Source organism: Candidatus Binatia bacterium (assembly GCA_035631035.1).
Taxonomy (GTDB): Bacteria; Eisenbacteria; RBG-16-71-46; order SZUA-252; family SZUA-252; genus DASQJL01.
This window is the reverse complement of record DASQJL010000081.1, coordinates 1-15,333: the sequence shown is the minus strand read 5'-3', so window position 1 is coordinate 15,333 and position 15,333 is coordinate 1. Positions and strand designations below refer to the sequence as shown.

The following is a 15,333-nucleotide window of genomic DNA, read 5'->3' as shown; positions in this document are numbered from 1 at the left end:
CCGAGCGGCTCTTCCGCTGCGACAAGGACGTCTACGAATCGTTCCTGGGCTGGGCCGGTCAGGGGCGGTCGCGGTTTCTCACGCGGCGCGAGAGCCCGAAGGACCCGCCGAACACGTTCGTCCGCACCCTGGAGGCCCCGGTGGTCGGCGCGGGCGCGACCGCGGCAGGTGCTGCTTTCAGGACATCCGGCGCAGCTTCGACCGCGGCCGGCGCGGCTCCGACTGGAGCCGGAGAGGCGACGTGGACCTCAACTCTGGCCCCGGTGACACATTTCCTGGACCCAACGCCCGAGCTTCGCGGCATCACGAAGCGCATCGTGACCTATAAGCGCTCCGACGGCACGCCGCTCTCGTTCACGTTGTATCTCCCGCCCGGCTACCGCCAGGGGACCCGTCTCCCCACCGTTTTCTGGGCCTATCCCCTGGAGTATTCCGACGAGGGCACGGCGGGCCAGGTGAGCGGCTCCGACCGGCGCTTCACGCAGATTTCAGGCGCCTCGCCGCTCTTTTTCACGCTCGACGGCTATGCCGTGCTGGACAACGTGGCGATGCCGGTGATCGGGCCCCCCGACAGCGTGTACAACGTGTACCTGGACCAGCTCGTCGCCAACGCGAAAGCCGCGATCGACAAGGCGGTGGAGCTGGGAGTGACCGATCGCGATCGCGTCGGGGTCGCCGGCCACAGCCATGGCGCCTTCATGACCGCCAACCTGCTCGCGCACTCGGATCTGTTTCGCGCCGGAATCGCGCGGAGCGGCGCCTACAACCACACGCTGCGGCCGTTCGGCTTCCAATCCGAGCGCCGCACCTATTTCCAGGCGCCGGAATCGTACATCCGGCTGTCGCCCGAGCTTCACGCCGACAAGATCCGCGAACCGATCCTGATCATCCACGGCGAGGACGACGCCAACCCCGGCACCGTGCCGCTGCAGTCGGACCTGCTCTATCGCGCCGTGGTCGGCACCGGCGGCACCGCGCGCCTCGTGATGCTCCCGCTGGAATCGCACACCTACGAAGCCAGGGAATCGATCGAGGAAACGCTCTGGGAGATGATGACCTGGTTCGCGAGGTACGTGAAGGAAGCCCCGGCCCGGGCCAGTCTCACCGCACCGCACGCCAACTAGCCTCCTTGAACGGTAGCGAATGTCCCGATGGGCCGGGACTCCCGCCCCTGCGCGTATCCGGCCGGTGATTTCGGAAATCGCGCAGCTTCGTACCGCCTGCCAGCGCCTGCGCAGGCAACTCGCCCCGGGGCGAGTTCATGCATCCGCGGCTGTCGCTCCTGCCCTCCCACATACAGTCGGGCTCTCGCACGACATCGGGTCGCTCGTTCGCCGTGTTCTGCCGATCGGCTGACGTCCGCGCCACCCGCGCCATCTCTCGCTTATGCTTCATGAACTCGGCTCCAAAGATCCGCTCCGCCTCATATTGATTGTGGGCGCGACAACGAAGTCGCAACCCGTTGACCGTGGCCTTCCCGCCTCGGGCCACAGGCTCGACATGATCGAATTCGAGGAACCGGCGCGCCGAGCAGCGATGCCCCGCGTGGGTCACGAACGTGCACTGGCCTTGATCCCGTTCCCAGACGGCCCGCCGGACATGCGCCGGGATGTAGCGCCGCGGCGCTGCCCTGCGCACGACCGACACCTGTTCTCTGGCACTCTTCGTGGAGCACCCACCTCCGCCCTGGCTGGTGGAGCGCTTGGCTGGGCGAGCACCAGATCCGCCGCGCAGGTTCTGAGCCGGCTTCGGGGCAGGTGAATCCGCTCGCGAGCGATGGGATCCGATCTTCCGCCTCTCGACCTGGACCAGTGCGATCTCAACGGCACGCTCGAGCACCTGAACGATGTCGCCGGATGGCATCGAATGGCTGAGGAGCGCCTGCAGGCGCATGATCTTGTCGTGCGTCGTCTTCGGGATCGTGAGCTGAACCGAGTACCACTCAGGCTCGGGCCTCGCGGCCGGATTCTCAACTCGCCCCGGGGCGAGTTCGGTCTGGAACGGGGTCTTACTCGTGGAAACTGGAGGCGTCGGAGGACTTGAGTCGGGCATCATGTCCGAACCGCTGCGATCGGATTTCTGTTCCTGGACGGCGATACCCTGCCCCAACGAGCCGAGCAGACCCCCGAGTGCGCTCACGACTCGCCCCGGGGCGAGCGCGCTCACGACTCGCCCCGGGGCGAGTTGCGGCAACGCGCGGATCACCGCGGAGGGCTGCCATGCCGGTTGGCCGGAGGAAAACGTACTCGCCACGAGCGCCTCGACCTCGGCCTTGGTCCGATGAGTCGCGGCATCGACCAACCCGCGCACATTCTCCGCGGTCAGATGCGGAGCCAGCAAGAAGACGGCAGCCAGATGGATCCGTCCTTCGGCAATGGCGATGAAGATCTCCGGAAATTGGCGACCTGCACGGGCGGCTCGAATTCGCTTGTACGCGGTGTCTTCGGAGAAATGCAGCTCCTCGACGCAGTAGGCGAACATCGATGGACGGCCGGCAGGCACGTAGAGACGCCTTGCGTCCACCTCGGCCAGATGGGACAGAAGTTTCGCTAAGGCCAAATGCTCGTCCCGCACGATGCGGGCAAGGTCGCGAAGCAGAACGGCGTCGCTCAGGTGGGTCAGCGCGTACTCGTGCATGAGAGCTCCTTTCGCGGTGGCAGGTCACGCGATAGGACCGATCGGTCCGGTTCGTCGGGGCTCTCTATTGAAACACGAGGAATTCTGAAGCGTTCTCAGGGCCGCAGGAGAGATAAGGGGAAGCGAAGCAGCCGTGGATCTCACACGCGACGATCGCCCATCCAGCAGCTTTGCTGGGCCGTATACGGTCACTTCTGCGTGCGGCGCGCACGCAGCCACCGCGCAGCTCTCAAATCATGTCCATAGGATTCTTTACAAAATGCACGCGCGAACTGGGTCCATTCGCGAAGCGCGCGCGACATTGCATGCGCTGGACCGAGAAGCAGCTCGCGGCTCGCACCGTGCGAAATTCCGAAGCCGAGCAGCGGCAGGCCGACTCAACCCGGCGAAATCGTCTTCGACAACACCACGCTGCGAAAATTCGTCACCGCCCACTGCGTCTCGCCCACGACACGAAAGCCCTCGCGCGCGTACCACGAGCGGAGATGCTCCGCCTGGACGGCCGTGTCGCACCCTAGCTCCGTGGCGCCTCGCGCCCGCGCGCGATCTTCCAGCGCGCGGAGAATGCGCACGCCGATTCCCCGCCGCTGAAGCTCGGGCCGGACCCCGAACTGGCCGAAGTAGAAGACTTCCGGACGGCGGTACCACGGTACGGGCGAGTCGTATCTCGGTGGATAGAGCGTGGCGGTCCCGACCAGGCGGCCCTCGAGATAGACCACCAGAGGAAAGCCCCGTCCCAGGCGCCGGGCCGTCATGGCGTCGTCTTGGTGGGTGGCGAGGTACCGCAGGCCCTGCCGGGCCAGATGGGCGTAGGCGTCACGAAGGAGCGACGTCATCTCGGAGATCGACTCGCTCGAGCCGTAATCGCGGATCACAAGCCCGTCCGGCCCCTGGCCCACTCCTGCTTCGGCGGCCGGGCTGTCCGGCCTCGGGCTCATCTCTTCTTCGGCGGACGGAGCATCAGCTTCACGCAGCGGCATGGATATCCATTGTTCTCGCCGTCGAACGTCATCGCCGGCACGAAACCCTCGCTCTCGTAGAGCTTCCGCGCGCGATCGTTCCGTTCCAGCGCGATCGTCCAGGCATCGGGCCCCGCCGCATCCATCGCGGCGCGGAGCAGTCTCCGGCCGATGCCGCGGCGGTAATACTCCGGCTCGATGTACAGCCAGGAGATATAGTTGTCGCGCACGCCCGCGAAGCCGACCGGGCGGTCTCCGTCGGCCGCGACCCACTTCCGCGACATCCGAAAGTCCTCCAGCGAGCGAAAGTCCTCCGCGAGAGGGATGAATCCGCGCGGATCGCAGGAGCCCACCAGCTCGTCGGGACGCGAGCGGTCGTGAATGCCGAAGAGAGCGGCCTCGTCCTCCCCGCGGTAATCGCGAATCGAAATACCGGCAGTCGCGGCGTGGTCGCTCATGACATTAATTTATAGGTTAATCCTGAAAGCCAGACCCGCATCACACCCGCACACACGTCGCCTTCCCCGACGCGACCCGCTCGCCCGATTCGACGTCGAACGCCTCCGCTTCGGTGAGCAGCGCCCGGCCGCGGTCCTTCACCAGCCACGCCTCGAACCGATAGTCGCGGCCTGCGCGCAGCGGCTTCAACAGCTTCGTCTCCATCGTGCCCGTGACCGCGCCGACACCCCGGTGAACCAGCATCCGGATCATGACCTCGTCGAGAACCGTGGCGACGAGGCCACCGTGCACGATGTCCTTGAACCCCTGGTGCTCCTGGCGCGGCCGCCACACGGTCCGGGTGCGCCCGTCGGCGAGATTCTCGAACGCCAGCTTCAGGCCGATCGGGTTCTTCGGCCCGCAGCAGAAGCACATCTGGTCGTCGTCGAGGATCAGGTCGGCCATGGTCCGATCGTACAACGGATCGGGCCGGCTCCGCTCGGCCGATCGAGGGACGCTATTTCAGGATGACGAAACGCCCGGTCGCCACGCCGTCGGCGGCTTCGATCCGGTAGAAATAGGCGCCAGAGGACAGGGACGCACCGCGACCGCCGCGGCCGTCCAGCGGGACGTCATGGTATCCGGGGTCAAGTTCCTGCGCCGGCAGGAGCGTTCGAACGAGCCGGCCGCGGAGATCGAAGACCGCGACGCGAACCCGTCCCCGTCGCGATGTCGAGAAGGTGAGCATGCCCGAGGGGTTGAGGGGATTGGGCGACAACGAGGCGGCCAGGGAGCCTCCCGAGCTCGCGACGTCGACGGAGAGTGGAGCTCGGAACTTCCCGCCGGTCGAAAGGCTTCCCTCCAGGGTCACCGGGACCGTGGTGATTCCCTTGGGAAGTCCCGTGAGCAAGGCGCGGAGGTCCGCCTTGGAGAAGCAGATCGTCATCTCGGCGACGCCGTTTGCGTCGAGGTCCGCGCCGACGCCCACGCGTTCAGCGATCCCGGCGATCTGACCGCCGCCGTAGCGCATGACGACCGCGGATGGAAGGACCGCGTTCATGAGAAAGGAGTTTCCCGCCGGCTCGACTTCCGCGCACCACGTGGCCTTGGCCGATCCGAGACGGATGGTGCGATTGGGCGGCTCGACGAATGCGCGAGCCGCAAAGATATCCTGGACCGCCGCGGACGTGATCGCTTGCCCCGACAGGTCGCCGTCGCTCACGGTGAGGCCGACCGCAAAAGTCCCTCCGGCGGCATAGGCGTGGGACGGCGTCGCTCCCGTCCCGCTCGCGAGATCGCCGAAATCCCACTGGTACGTCAGCGCCGATCCGTCCGGATCCGAAGACCCCGTCGCGTCGAAGACGATCGGCACGTTGATCACGCCCGCGTAGGGTCCTCCCGCGACGGCGGCCGGCCCGCGGTTCCTGTTCTCGACGTCGATGGTGAGATCCCATGGCGCGCCGAGGGCGCCCAGCTCGTCGCGCGCGGTGAACGTCACCTGATACGTGCCTGCCTGCTCGTAACCCGGCGTCCAGGAGAAGGTGCCGCTGTTATCTCCGTGGTCGACAAAGAGCGATCCGGGGGGCTGGTTCACCGCCCCCAAGGTCACGGGATCGCCGTCGGGGTCGCTCGCCTGGACCGCGACGACGATCGCGCCGCCCTCCGGCCCCGACACGCCGGCCGGCGCCGACAGCACCGGCCCGCGATTCACGTGCTCGACCGCGATGGAGAGCGGAGCCGACGCCGTTCCCCCGTGTCCGTCCTCGATCCGCACCGTCGCGACGTAGGCTCCCGCGTCCCCGTAATCCGGAGCGAGACGCACCAGAGCGCGGAAGGGATCGAGCGGGGCAAGAGCCGCGAACGTCGGGGCGCCGACCAACTGAAACGCGAGCGGATCCCCGTCCTGGTCGAAGCCCGAAAGCGTCTGTTCGGTGACCGACCCTTCGAACGCCGTCATCGCGGCGAACGGATTGAGGGCCGGCGGGCTGTTGTGGAACACGACCTGAATCCGCGTCGTCGCGGACCCGGACTCGAGGTTGGCAGCCGTGAACGTCACGTCGTAGGTCCCGACCTGAAGGTCCGTGGGAGTCCACTGGAGGGAGCCGGACCGGTTCCCCGGGCTCACCGTGAACGTGGCTCCCGCCGGAATCGGTCCCGCCGTGAGCGAGGCGATCGGGTCTCCCTCGGCGTCGACGACCGACACCGAGAGATCGAGGAACAGGCGGGTCCCCGCGACAACGGTGGACGGCGCCCGCACGGCCGGCGGGTGGCTCCACGTCGTGAAGAGGTAGCTTCTTCCCGCTTCCGTTCCTGCGAAATCGTTCGAGGGAGCGCCCACGAGCAGGTCGGCGCCGCCGTCATCGTTGAAGTCCCCTGCCATGGCCACCGCGGCGCCGAAGTGATCTCCGTTCGTCTCTCCGTTCAGGACGAGGTCGGGTGTGTCGTCCAGCAAGGGACCGCCGAAATACACGTAGGCGCTCCCCGGCCCGGCGATGAGGTCCCCGACCGCCGCGACCGGAGCGCCGACGACGAAGTCGGCATGGCCATCGGAGTTCATGTCGCCCGCCGCGGCGACCGACTGTCCGAAGTTGTCGCCGGGACGCTCCCCCGTCAGCACGAGATCGGCGAGGGCGTCGGCCGCGGGGCCCCCGAAGAAGACGTACACGCGTCCGGCGTCCTGGCCCGCGGCATCGTTGAACGGGGCCGCGATCGCCAGGTCGTCGTATCCATCCCCGTTCAGGTCGCCCATCGAACTGATCGCGGCGCCAAAGTGATCTCCCGCCGCCTCGCCCTGGAAGATCTGGTCGGGGACGGCGTCGACGCCGGGGCCTCCGTAGTACAGCGAAGCGCGGCCGGCGCTCCCCCCGACGGTCTCGCCGACGATGAAATCGGGAAAGCCATCCCCGTTGAAATCCCCGGCCGAGGCCACGGCCGCTCCGAAATGGTCGTTCGGCCCGGACCCGATAAGCGTGAGAATCGGCTTGAGCCCTCCGGAGTAGATGTAGGCGTGCCCGCGGTTCTGGCCGTCTCCGTCCAGTCCGGGCGCGCCGACGATGAAGTCCTCGCCTCCGCCGCCGTTCACGTCGCCAAGGGCAGCCACGGAAGCGCCGAACCCCCTGTCGGACAGAGGCGCGCCGATCACTCCCAGCGACAGGCCGCCGATCAGCTCGTAACCGGAATACAGGTACACGCGGCCTCTCTGCTGAAGACCGCCGAAGCGAGCCCCGACCAGCAGGAGCCCGGATCCGCCGTGGAAGGTCGATGCGATCGAGGAACCGAACCCTTCTCCGCTCTGGGTTCCGTGGAGCGTGATCTCGGGAACATTGTTGCCTTGGGGCCCTCCCCAGTAGAGGTACACCGAGCCGGCGGGAATGCCGTCGCCGGGACCGGCGCGCCCGGCGGCTCCGACGGCGAGATCGGCCCTGCCATCGCCATTGACGTCGCCGGCATTCGCGGCCGCGCCGCCGAAATGGTCCAGTGCCGAGCCGTTCTGGAAGCGGAGCAGGAGACGGCCGTCCGTGGGCCCGGGGTCGGGAGCGCTCACGGCCAGGGCGCGTAAGGCCGCGGATGCGGAAGGATCAATCGCGTCCCCGGCACGGGCTTGCGGCGCGGCGATCGTCGTGGAAGGAACTGCGAGCGGCCACAGGAGAACCAGGGCGACAGGAACGAGGCGGAGCAAGGCGCGGCGGCGCATGACGGCTCCAGAGGGATGCTGCGGATCCTGCCGGGTACCCCCTGATTATCGCATACGGACGCGCCTTTTTGAAGCGTTCGCTACTTCCTCCGCCGCCTCGGCGCGCTGCCGCCATGACCGTTCGCGGCGCTCGGCGCTGCGTCTCCGCTGGATGCTCCGCGCCGCCCGCGCGGCGCGGGATAGCCTTCCCGCTCCCACCGCATCACCAGGTCCTCGAGCACCTCGCCCACGTGCTCCACGACCTTGGTCCAGTAGTCGCGCGCCTTCTTCGCGTTCAGCACGGGATCGCTTCGCTTGCCGCCGTAGTAGATCAGCGATCCCGGCTCGGGAAAGGCCACCAGGGAATTGCGGTGCTCGAACGCCAGCGAGGGGTCCCAGCGGTCCGGGAACACCTGCTCGGGCGCGATCGCGAGCATCGCCGCGGTCTCGTCGGCGCCGGCGTGGCCGCCGGGGACGCCGAGCATCTCCTCGCTCAGCGGATAGCAATCGGTCCACCAGTTGAAGATCGCGACGAACGCGCCGGTCTCTTCATGAACGCGCCGCGAAGCCTCCTTCAGCGCCTCGGTATTCCCGCCGTGCCCATTCATCACGACCAGATTCCGAAAGCCCTGATGGGTCAGCGCCGTCAGCACCGCCTCCGCGTAGCCGGTGAACGCCGGGGCCGGAATGTGCGTCCCCCCGGGCAGAGCGCCCAGGTGCGCGGTTACTCCGTAGGGAATCGTCGGCGCCACCAGCGCGTTCAGCCGCTCCGCGACCGCTTCCGACAGCCGGGCCGGAATCTCGTTGTCCGTCCCGAGGCTCAGGATGCCGTGCGGCTCCAGCGTCCCGACCGGCACCAGCGCCGTCTCGATCTCGCGCGGGACCCATTCCCCCATCTCCATCCAGTTCATGCGGTCGAGGCGGCGTTCGGACAGCTCGGGGCGGGATCGACGCGGGGTCATACGGGCTCCTCTCGGGACTCGCGGTCCCGCGCGCCGCCGAACTCGCGGCCGAGGGACATCACCTGGGAACGGACCCGGCATTGTACACCGGGCGCGCTTCCGATAGGATTCCCACGAGTTTGGCGACGTTCCCGCATTCTCTTACGGAGCTTCGAACCTGAGCCGACGCGCCCCCATCGAAGAGCTGCGCCGGCGCCGCCAGGCCGTCCTCGAGGGGGGCGGCGAGGAGCGCATCGCCAAGCTCCACGCCGAGGGACGGCTCACCGCGCGCGAGCGGATCGACCTCCTCCTCGACCCCAGCTCCTTCCAGGAGACGGGGGTCTTCGTCGAGCACCGCACGACCGACTTCGGAATGGCCGAACGCCGCATCCCGGGCGACGGCGTCGTTTCCGGCTACGGCACGGTGGACGGCCGGCCGGTCTTCGTCTTCGCGCAGGATTTCACCGTCTTCGGCGGGACCCTCTCGGAAGAGAACGCGAAGAAGATCACCAACGTGATGGACCTGGCGCTGGAGAACGGGGCGCCCATCATCGGCCTCAACGACTCCGGCGGGGCGCGCATCCAGGAAGGGGTGCAGTCGCTGGGCGGCTACGCCGAGATCTTCCTGCGCAACACGCTCGCCTCGGGCGTCATCCCGCAGATCAGCGCCGTGCTCGGCCCGTGCGCCGGCGGCGCCGTCTACTCCCCCGCCATCACCGACTTCGTCTTCATGGTCCAGGGAACCAGCCACATGTTCGTGACCGGCCCCAACGTCATCAAGACCGTGACCAACGAGGACGTGACGTTCGAGGACCTGGGCGGCGCGATGACCCACAACACCAAGTCGGGCGTGGCGCATTTCGCGGTGGATGACGACGAGGCCTGCATCGCGGCCATCCGGCGCCTTCTCTCCTTCCTGCCGCAGAACAACGTGGACGATCCGCCGCGCCATCTCACCAACGACCCGCCCGACCGCATGGAGGGCCGCCTGAACGAGATCGTTCCGCCCGAGCCGAACAAGCCCTACGACATCAAGGAGATCGTGCGGCTGGTGGTGGACGACGGCGATTTCTTCGAGGTGCACGAGCATTTCGCTCCGAACATCGTCGTCGGCTTCGCCCGGCTCGACGGCCGCTCCGTGGGCGTCGTCGGCAACCAGCCCGCGATGCTCGCCGGCGTGCTGGACATCAAGTCCTCGACCAAGGCGGCGCGCTTCGTCCGCTTCTGCGACGCGTTCAACATCCCGCTCGTCACGTTCGAGGACGTGCCCGGATTCCTCCCCGGCACCGAGCAGGAGTGGGGCGGCATCATCCGCCACGGCGCGAAGCTGCTCTACGCCTACTGCGAGGCGACGGTGCCCAAGCTGACCGTCGTCGTGCGCAAGGCCTACGGCGGCGCCTACGACGTCATGTCGTCCAAGCACATCCGCGGCGACTACAACGTCGCGTGGCCGCAGGCCGAGCTGGCGGTGATGGGCGCGGACGGCGCGGTGAATATTATTTACAAGAGAGAGCTGGATTCCGCCAAGGACGCCGCGAAGAAGCGGGCCGAGCTGGTGAATGAATACAACGACAAGTTCGCGAATCCCTACGTCGCGGCGGGACTCGGCTACCTGGACGACGTCATCGAGCCTCAGGAGACGCGCCCGCGGCTGATCCGCGCCCTCCGCATGCTCGCGCACAAGCGCCAGTCGCTTCCGCCGAAGAAGCACGGCAACATCCCGCTCTGACCGTGCGCGCCATCCACAAAGTTCTCGTCGCCAACCGCGGCGAGATCGCGATCCGCGTCTGCCGCACGCTTCGCGAGATGGGGATCGCGTCGGTCGCGGTCTTCTCCGAGGCCGACCGCGAGGCGGCGCACGTCTACGCCGCCGACGAGGCGCTACTCCTGGGCCCCGCCGCCGCGTCGCAGAGCTACCTGAACGTCGAGGCGGTCCTCGGCGCGGCGAAGCGCGCCGGCGCCGACGCCATCCACCCCGGCTACGGGTTCCTCTCCGAGTCGGCGGCCTTCGCGGAAGCGGTGGCGCAGGCCGGGCTCGTCTGGATCGGTCCCGCCGCGGAGGCCGTCCGCGCCATGGGGGACAAGGTGCGCGCCCGCGCGCTCGCCATCCGCGCAGGCGTGCCGGTCCTTCCCGGCACGGAGGGCCCGATCGCCGATCCGGTCGAGCTGCGCCGCGCGGCCGAGCCGATCGGCTACCCCGTCGTGCTCAAGGCCGCCGCCGGCGGCGGCGGCAAGGGGATGCGCCGCGTGAACCGGCCCGAGGAGTTCGAGAGCGCGGTGCGGCTCACCCAGGGCGAGGCGCGGAACGCCTTCGGCGACGACCGCCTCTACCTGGAGCGCTGGCTGGAGAAGCCGCGCCACATCGAGGTCCAGGTGTTCGGCGACGCGCACGGCTCGGTGATCGCGCTGGGCGAGCGCGACTGCTCCATCCAGCGGCGGCATCAGAAGGTGGTCGAGGAGTCTCCCTCTCCGGCCCTCGCGCCGGAGAAGCGCCAGGAGCTCTGGGATCTGGGCGTGCGCGCGGCGCGCGCCGGCGGCTACACGAACGCGGGCACGGCCGAATTCCTGATGGACGCCCGCGGCAACTTCTATTTCCTCGAGATGAACGCGCGCCTGCAGGTCGAGCACCCGGTCACGGAGATGGTGCTGGGGATGGACCTGGTGCGCGAGCAGGTGCGGGTCGCGCGCGGCGAGCGGCTCACGCTCACGCAGGACCAGGTGCGGCCGCGCGGCGCCGCGATCGAATTCCGGATTTACGCCGAGGACCCCTCGGCCGGCTTCCTCCCCCAGGCGGGGACGGTGCGGCGCCTGCAGCTTCCCTCGGGACCGGGGATCCGCGTGGATTTCGGCGTGCGCGAGGGTGGACTCGTTCCGTTCCACTACGATCCGCTCATCGGGAAGATCATCGTGGGGGGAGCCACGCGCGAGGAGGCGGTCGCGCGCGCGCGCCGCGCCCTGGCCGAATGCCGGATCGAGGGGATCCCGACGACGCTCCCCTTCCACCTCTGGCTGCTGGAGCAGGCTGCGTTCGTCGATGGCAGCTACGACACATCCTATCTGGCGCACCATTTCCACGGACTCGAGCCTCCTCCCGCGGGGCCGGAGGAGGATCAGGCGGCGGTGCTCGCCGCGCTCTTCGCGCACCTCGAGGCGGCCACGCCTCGAGTGCCCTACTACGCGCCGACCGAGAGCCGTTGGCGCTCGGGAGCGGCCCTCCGGGCCGAGCCGCGCGACGGAGGCCGGCGTTGAAGGTGATCGTCGAGCGCGACGGGCGGGAGCGGCTGATCGTGATCGAGCCGAGCGGCGCCGGATACGCGGCGCTCTTCGACGGCCGCCGCCTGCACGTCGAGGGGCAGGTTGGAGGCGCGATGCGGGTGCTCCTGGACGGGCGCCCGGTCGAAGCCACGGTGCGCCGCGAGGGCCCCGACGTCCTCGTGGCTCTCCATGGCCGCGAGTACGCCTTCCGCACCCGCGACGCGCGGGCGCCCAGGCTGGGCCGCCGCGGCGGCGGCGCCGACCGGACCCGAGGCGAGCTGCACGCGCCGATGCCCGGCCTGGTCGTGGAGGTTCTCGCGCAGGTGGGCGACGTGGTGGACGCCGGGCGCCCGCTCGTCGTGGTCGAGGCGATGAAGATGCAGAACGCTTTCGTCGCGCCGCTCTCCGGCCGCATCACCCGCATCGAGGTGAAGCCCGGAATGCCGGTCGAGTCCGGGCAGCTTCTGCTCGCGGTGACGCCCGGTGGCGATTGACATGGCGCGACCCCGTCCTCCCGATTCGCCCCAGGGGATGAAGCCCGTGGCTCCGGGCGCTTCCCCCGCGCTGGGCCTCCCCGGCGAGGCTCCGTTCCTGCGCGGCGTCCACCCGCTGATGTACCGCTCGCGGCTCTGGACGATGCGCCAGTACGCGGGATTCGGAGACGCCGATGCCTCGAACGCGCGCTACCGCTACCTGCTTGCGCACGGCCAGACCGGTCTCTCCGTCGCGTTCGATCTCCCCACGCAGATGGGATACGACTCCGACCACCCCCGCGCCTCGGGCGAGGTGGGGCGCACCGGCGTCGCGATCGCCACGCTCGAGGACATGGAGCGGCTCCTCGACCAGATCCCGCTCGACCGGGTGAGCCTCTCCATGACGATCAACGCGACGGCGATGATCCTGCTCGCGCTGGTCGTCGCCGTGGCGGACCGCCGCGGGGTCGCGCGCGAGAAGCTCTCCGGCACGGTGCAGAACGACGTGCTCAAGGAATACATTGCGCGCGGCACCTACATCTATCCTCCCGCCGCCTCGCTCAAGATCGCGACTGACCTGTTCGAGTTCGGAGCCGACGAGGTGCCCCAGTGGAACACGATCTCGGTGAGCGGCTACCACATCCGCGAGGCGGGCTCGACGGCGGTGCAGGAGGTGGCCTACACGCTGGCGAACGGGCTCGCCTACGTCGCCGCCGCGGTGGACCGCGGACTTCCGGTGGACCGGTTCGCGCCGCGCGTTTCCTTCTTCTTCAACGCCCATAACGATTTTCTGGAGGAGATCGCCAAGTTCCGCGCGGCGCGCCGCCTCTGGGCGAGGCTCATGGAGGAGCGGTTCCACCCGGCCGACCCGAATTCGCTCAAGCTCCGCTTCCACGCGCAGACGGCGGGCTCCACGCTGACCGCGCAGCAGCCTCACAACAACATCGCGCGGGTCGCGGTCCAGGCGCTGGCCGCGGTGCTCGGCGGCTGCCAGTCGCTGCACACGAACTCGTTCGACGAGGCGATCTCGCTCCCGAGCGAGGAGGCGGCGACCGTCGCGCTCCGCACGCAGCAGCTCCTGGCCTACGAGTCCGGGGTGGCCGCCACCGTGGATCCCGTGGGCGGCGCTACGGAGATCGAGGCCATGACCGACCGGATCGAGCGCGAGGCGCGCGCGGAGATCGAGACGATCGACGGGATGGGCGGCGCGGTGACCGGCATCGAGCGCGGCTACCAGGCCCGGAAGATCGAAGAGAGCGCCTACGAGACCCAGAAGGAAATCGACCGCGGCGAGCAGGTCATCGTCGGCGTGAACCGCTTCGGCGACCGTGACGACATGGGCCGGCCCTCGTTCCTGCTCGATCCCGGGCTGGAAAAAGCGCAGGCGGCCCGCGTGCGCGCGTTCAAGGCGAAGCGCGACGCGGCGCTCGCGGCCCAGGCGGCCGGGCGCGTGGAAGAGACCGCGCGCCGGGAGGGAAACCTCATGCCCGCCGTGATCGACGCCGTGAAGGCGGGGGTCACGTTGGGCGAGATCAGCGACGCGCTCCGCCGCGTGTACCGGACCTATGATCCGTCGCGCTGAGCGCCCCCGGGCGCGCGAGTCCGCCCCCGCGCGCGCGACGTCCCGCGGAGAACGTCCATGACCCCGATCCAGGCCGCCATCCTTGGCATCGTCGAGGGGCTCACCGAATTCCTTCCCGTCTCCTCCACCGGTCACCTCATTCTCGCGGGCCACGCCATGGGCCTTTCCGGCAGCGCCGTGGACGCCTTCGAGATCGTGATCCAGGCGGGTGCCTTGCTCGCCGTGGTGTGGCTCTATCGCGCGAGGATCGGCGAGATCGTGGCCGGGATCTTCCGGAACAACGCCGGCGGACGCGCGCTCCTGATCCGGCTGATCGTGGCGTTCCTTCCGGCGGCCGTGGTCGGACTGCTCACGCACTCGTGGATCAAGGAGCACCTCTTCGGCCCGCGCCCGGTCGCGATCGCGCTGCTGCTCGGCGGGATCGCGATCCTCGTCGTGGAGCGGCTGCGCCATCGCGCGCGCGAGCCGATCGCGGCGGTGGTCACCGAGATCCCTCTCTGGGGCGCGCTCGTGATCGGCCTCGCGCAGGTGCTCTCGCTCTGGCCGGGCACGTCGCGCGCCATGGTCACGATCCTCGCGGCGCTGCTCGTCGGCGCCACGCCGGTCGTGGCCGCCGAATTCTCCTTCCTGCTCGCGCTCCCCACCCTGGGCGCGGCGACCCTGTTCGACCTGGCGAAGCACCATGACGAGCTGCTGGGCCCCGCCCTGGGAGGGCCCGCGCCGCTGGTGATCGGACTCGCGACGGCGGCCATCGTGGCCGCGATCGCGATCAGCGGCTTCCTCGCCTACCTCACCCGGCGCGGTCTGGCGCCGTTCGGGTGGTATCGGATCGTGATCGGTGCCGTGCTGATCGCCGTTCTCTGGACGCACCCGGGAGCGCTCGGGTGACCACACCGGAGCGCGCATGATCCGGGGCCTCGCCCACGTCGGCATCGCCGTGCGCTCGCTGGAGCCCGCGATCGAGCGCTGGACGAAGGGTCTTGGCTTCAAGCTCGAGAGCACCGAGACCATCGAGGTCCTGGGACTGCGCCTGGCCTTCCTGCGCGCCGGCGACGCGGTGATCGAGCTGCTCGAGCCGACCGAACCCGACGCGGTGGTCGCGAAGTACCTCGAGCGGCGCGGCGAAGGGATCCATCACCTCTCCTTCTTCGTGGACGACCTGGAGGCCGCGCTTCGCGACGCCGAGGCCGCGGGGCTCGCGCTGATCGACCGCACGCCGCGCGCGGGAAGCCACGGAACCCAGATCGCGTTCCTCCATCCGGGATCGCTTGGCGGCGTGCTGGTGGAGCTCTGCCGGAAGCAGGGGGCCTAGATGCGCCCGATATTCCCGCGGACGCCGGCCCCAGCCGCGCTCGTCGCCGCCTCCTCGCCGGCC

13 protein-coding genes are annotated in these 15,333 nt (G+C 69.0%); 7 read left to right on the top strand and 6 right to left on the bottom strand.

Going from position 1 to position 15,333, the window contains the following annotated elements:
• Positions 1 to 1,124 (top strand): prolyl oligopeptidase family serine peptidase (locus VE326_08870; protein ID HYJ33315.1); only part of this gene is annotated, 1,124 nt, incomplete at its 5' end.
• Here VE326_08870 and VE326_08865 read toward each other — a convergent pair.
• The 6 genes from VE326_08865 to VE326_08840 form a co-directional block, all read right to left on the bottom strand.
• Positions 1,102 to 2,637, bottom strand: coding sequence for a hypothetical protein (locus VE326_08865; protein HYJ33314.1), 1,536 nt, complete (start codon positions 2,635 to 2,637; stop codon positions 1,102 to 1,104). The genes VE326_08870 and VE326_08865 overlap by 23 nt on opposite strands.
• A 377-nt stretch (positions 2,638 to 3,014) precedes the next feature.
• Complete coding sequence (locus VE326_08860) at positions 3,015 to 3,575, bottom strand: GNAT family N-acetyltransferase (GenBank protein HYJ33313.1); 561 nt, start codon at positions 3,573 to 3,575, stop codon at positions 3,015 to 3,017.
• Entirely contained in the window at positions 3,572 to 4,054 is a 483-nt protein-coding gene (locus VE326_08855) for a GNAT family N-acetyltransferase (GenBank protein ID HYJ33312.1), read from the bottom strand. Before VE326_08855 ends, VE326_08860 begins: the two co-directional genes overlap by 4 nt.
• A 40-nt stretch (positions 4,055 to 4,094) precedes the next feature.
• Positions 4,095 to 4,499, bottom strand: a complete 405-nt coding sequence (locus VE326_08850; protein ID HYJ33311.1) for a PaaI family thioesterase — start codon at positions 4,497 to 4,499, stop codon at positions 4,095 to 4,097.
• A 52-nt stretch (positions 4,500 to 4,551) separates the two neighbouring features.
• Positions 4,552 to 7,578, bottom strand: a complete 3,027-nt coding sequence (locus tag VE326_08845) for a PKD domain-containing protein (protein HYJ33310.1) — start codon at positions 7,576 to 7,578, stop codon at positions 4,552 to 4,554.
• A 230-nt stretch (positions 7,579 to 7,808) separates the two neighbouring features.
• Positions 7,809 to 8,669: a creatininase family protein gene (locus VE326_08840; GenBank protein ID HYJ33309.1), complete on the bottom strand. Its 861-nt coding sequence runs from the start codon at positions 8,667 to 8,669 to the stop codon at positions 7,809 to 7,811.
• Positions 8,670 to 8,826: 157 nt separating this feature from the next.
• Between VE326_08840 and VE326_08835 the strand changes: the two genes are divergently transcribed.
• Genes VE326_08835 through mce form a run of 6 tightly spaced genes read left to right on the top strand, consistent with a single transcriptional unit; the run spans position 8,827 to position 15,270 of the window.
• Complete coding sequence (locus VE326_08835) at positions 8,827 to 10,377, top strand: acyl-CoA carboxylase subunit beta (protein ID HYJ33308.1); 1,551 nt, start codon at positions 8,827 to 8,829, stop codon at positions 10,375 to 10,377.
• A 2-nt stretch (positions 10,378 to 10,379) separates the two neighbouring features.
• On the top strand, positions 10,380 to 11,897 hold the full coding sequence (locus VE326_08830; GenBank protein ID HYJ33307.1) for an acetyl-CoA carboxylase biotin carboxylase subunit: 1,518 nt from the start codon (positions 10,380 to 10,382) through the stop codon (positions 11,895 to 11,897).
• Positions 11,898 to 11,899: 2 nt separating this feature from the next.
• On the top strand, positions 11,900 to 12,397 hold the full coding sequence (locus VE326_08825) for a biotin/lipoyl-containing protein (GenBank protein ID HYJ33306.1): 498 nt from the start codon (positions 11,900 to 11,902) through the stop codon (positions 12,395 to 12,397).
• Between the two features lie 37 nt (positions 12,398 to 12,434).
• Entirely contained in the window at positions 12,435 to 13,958 is a 1,524-nt protein-coding gene (locus VE326_08820) for a methylmalonyl-CoA mutase family protein (protein HYJ33305.1), read from the top strand.
• Between the two features lie 57 nt (positions 13,959 to 14,015).
• On the top strand, positions 14,016 to 14,846 hold the full coding sequence (locus VE326_08815) for an undecaprenyl-diphosphate phosphatase (protein HYJ33304.1): 831 nt from the start codon (positions 14,016 to 14,018) through the stop codon (positions 14,844 to 14,846).
• A gap of 16 nt (positions 14,847 to 14,862) precedes the next feature.
• Complete coding sequence (gene mce, locus VE326_08810) at positions 14,863 to 15,270, top strand: methylmalonyl-CoA epimerase (GenBank protein HYJ33303.1); 408 nt, start codon at positions 14,863 to 14,865, stop codon at positions 15,268 to 15,270.
• Positions 15,271 to 15,333 lie beyond the last annotated feature (63 nt).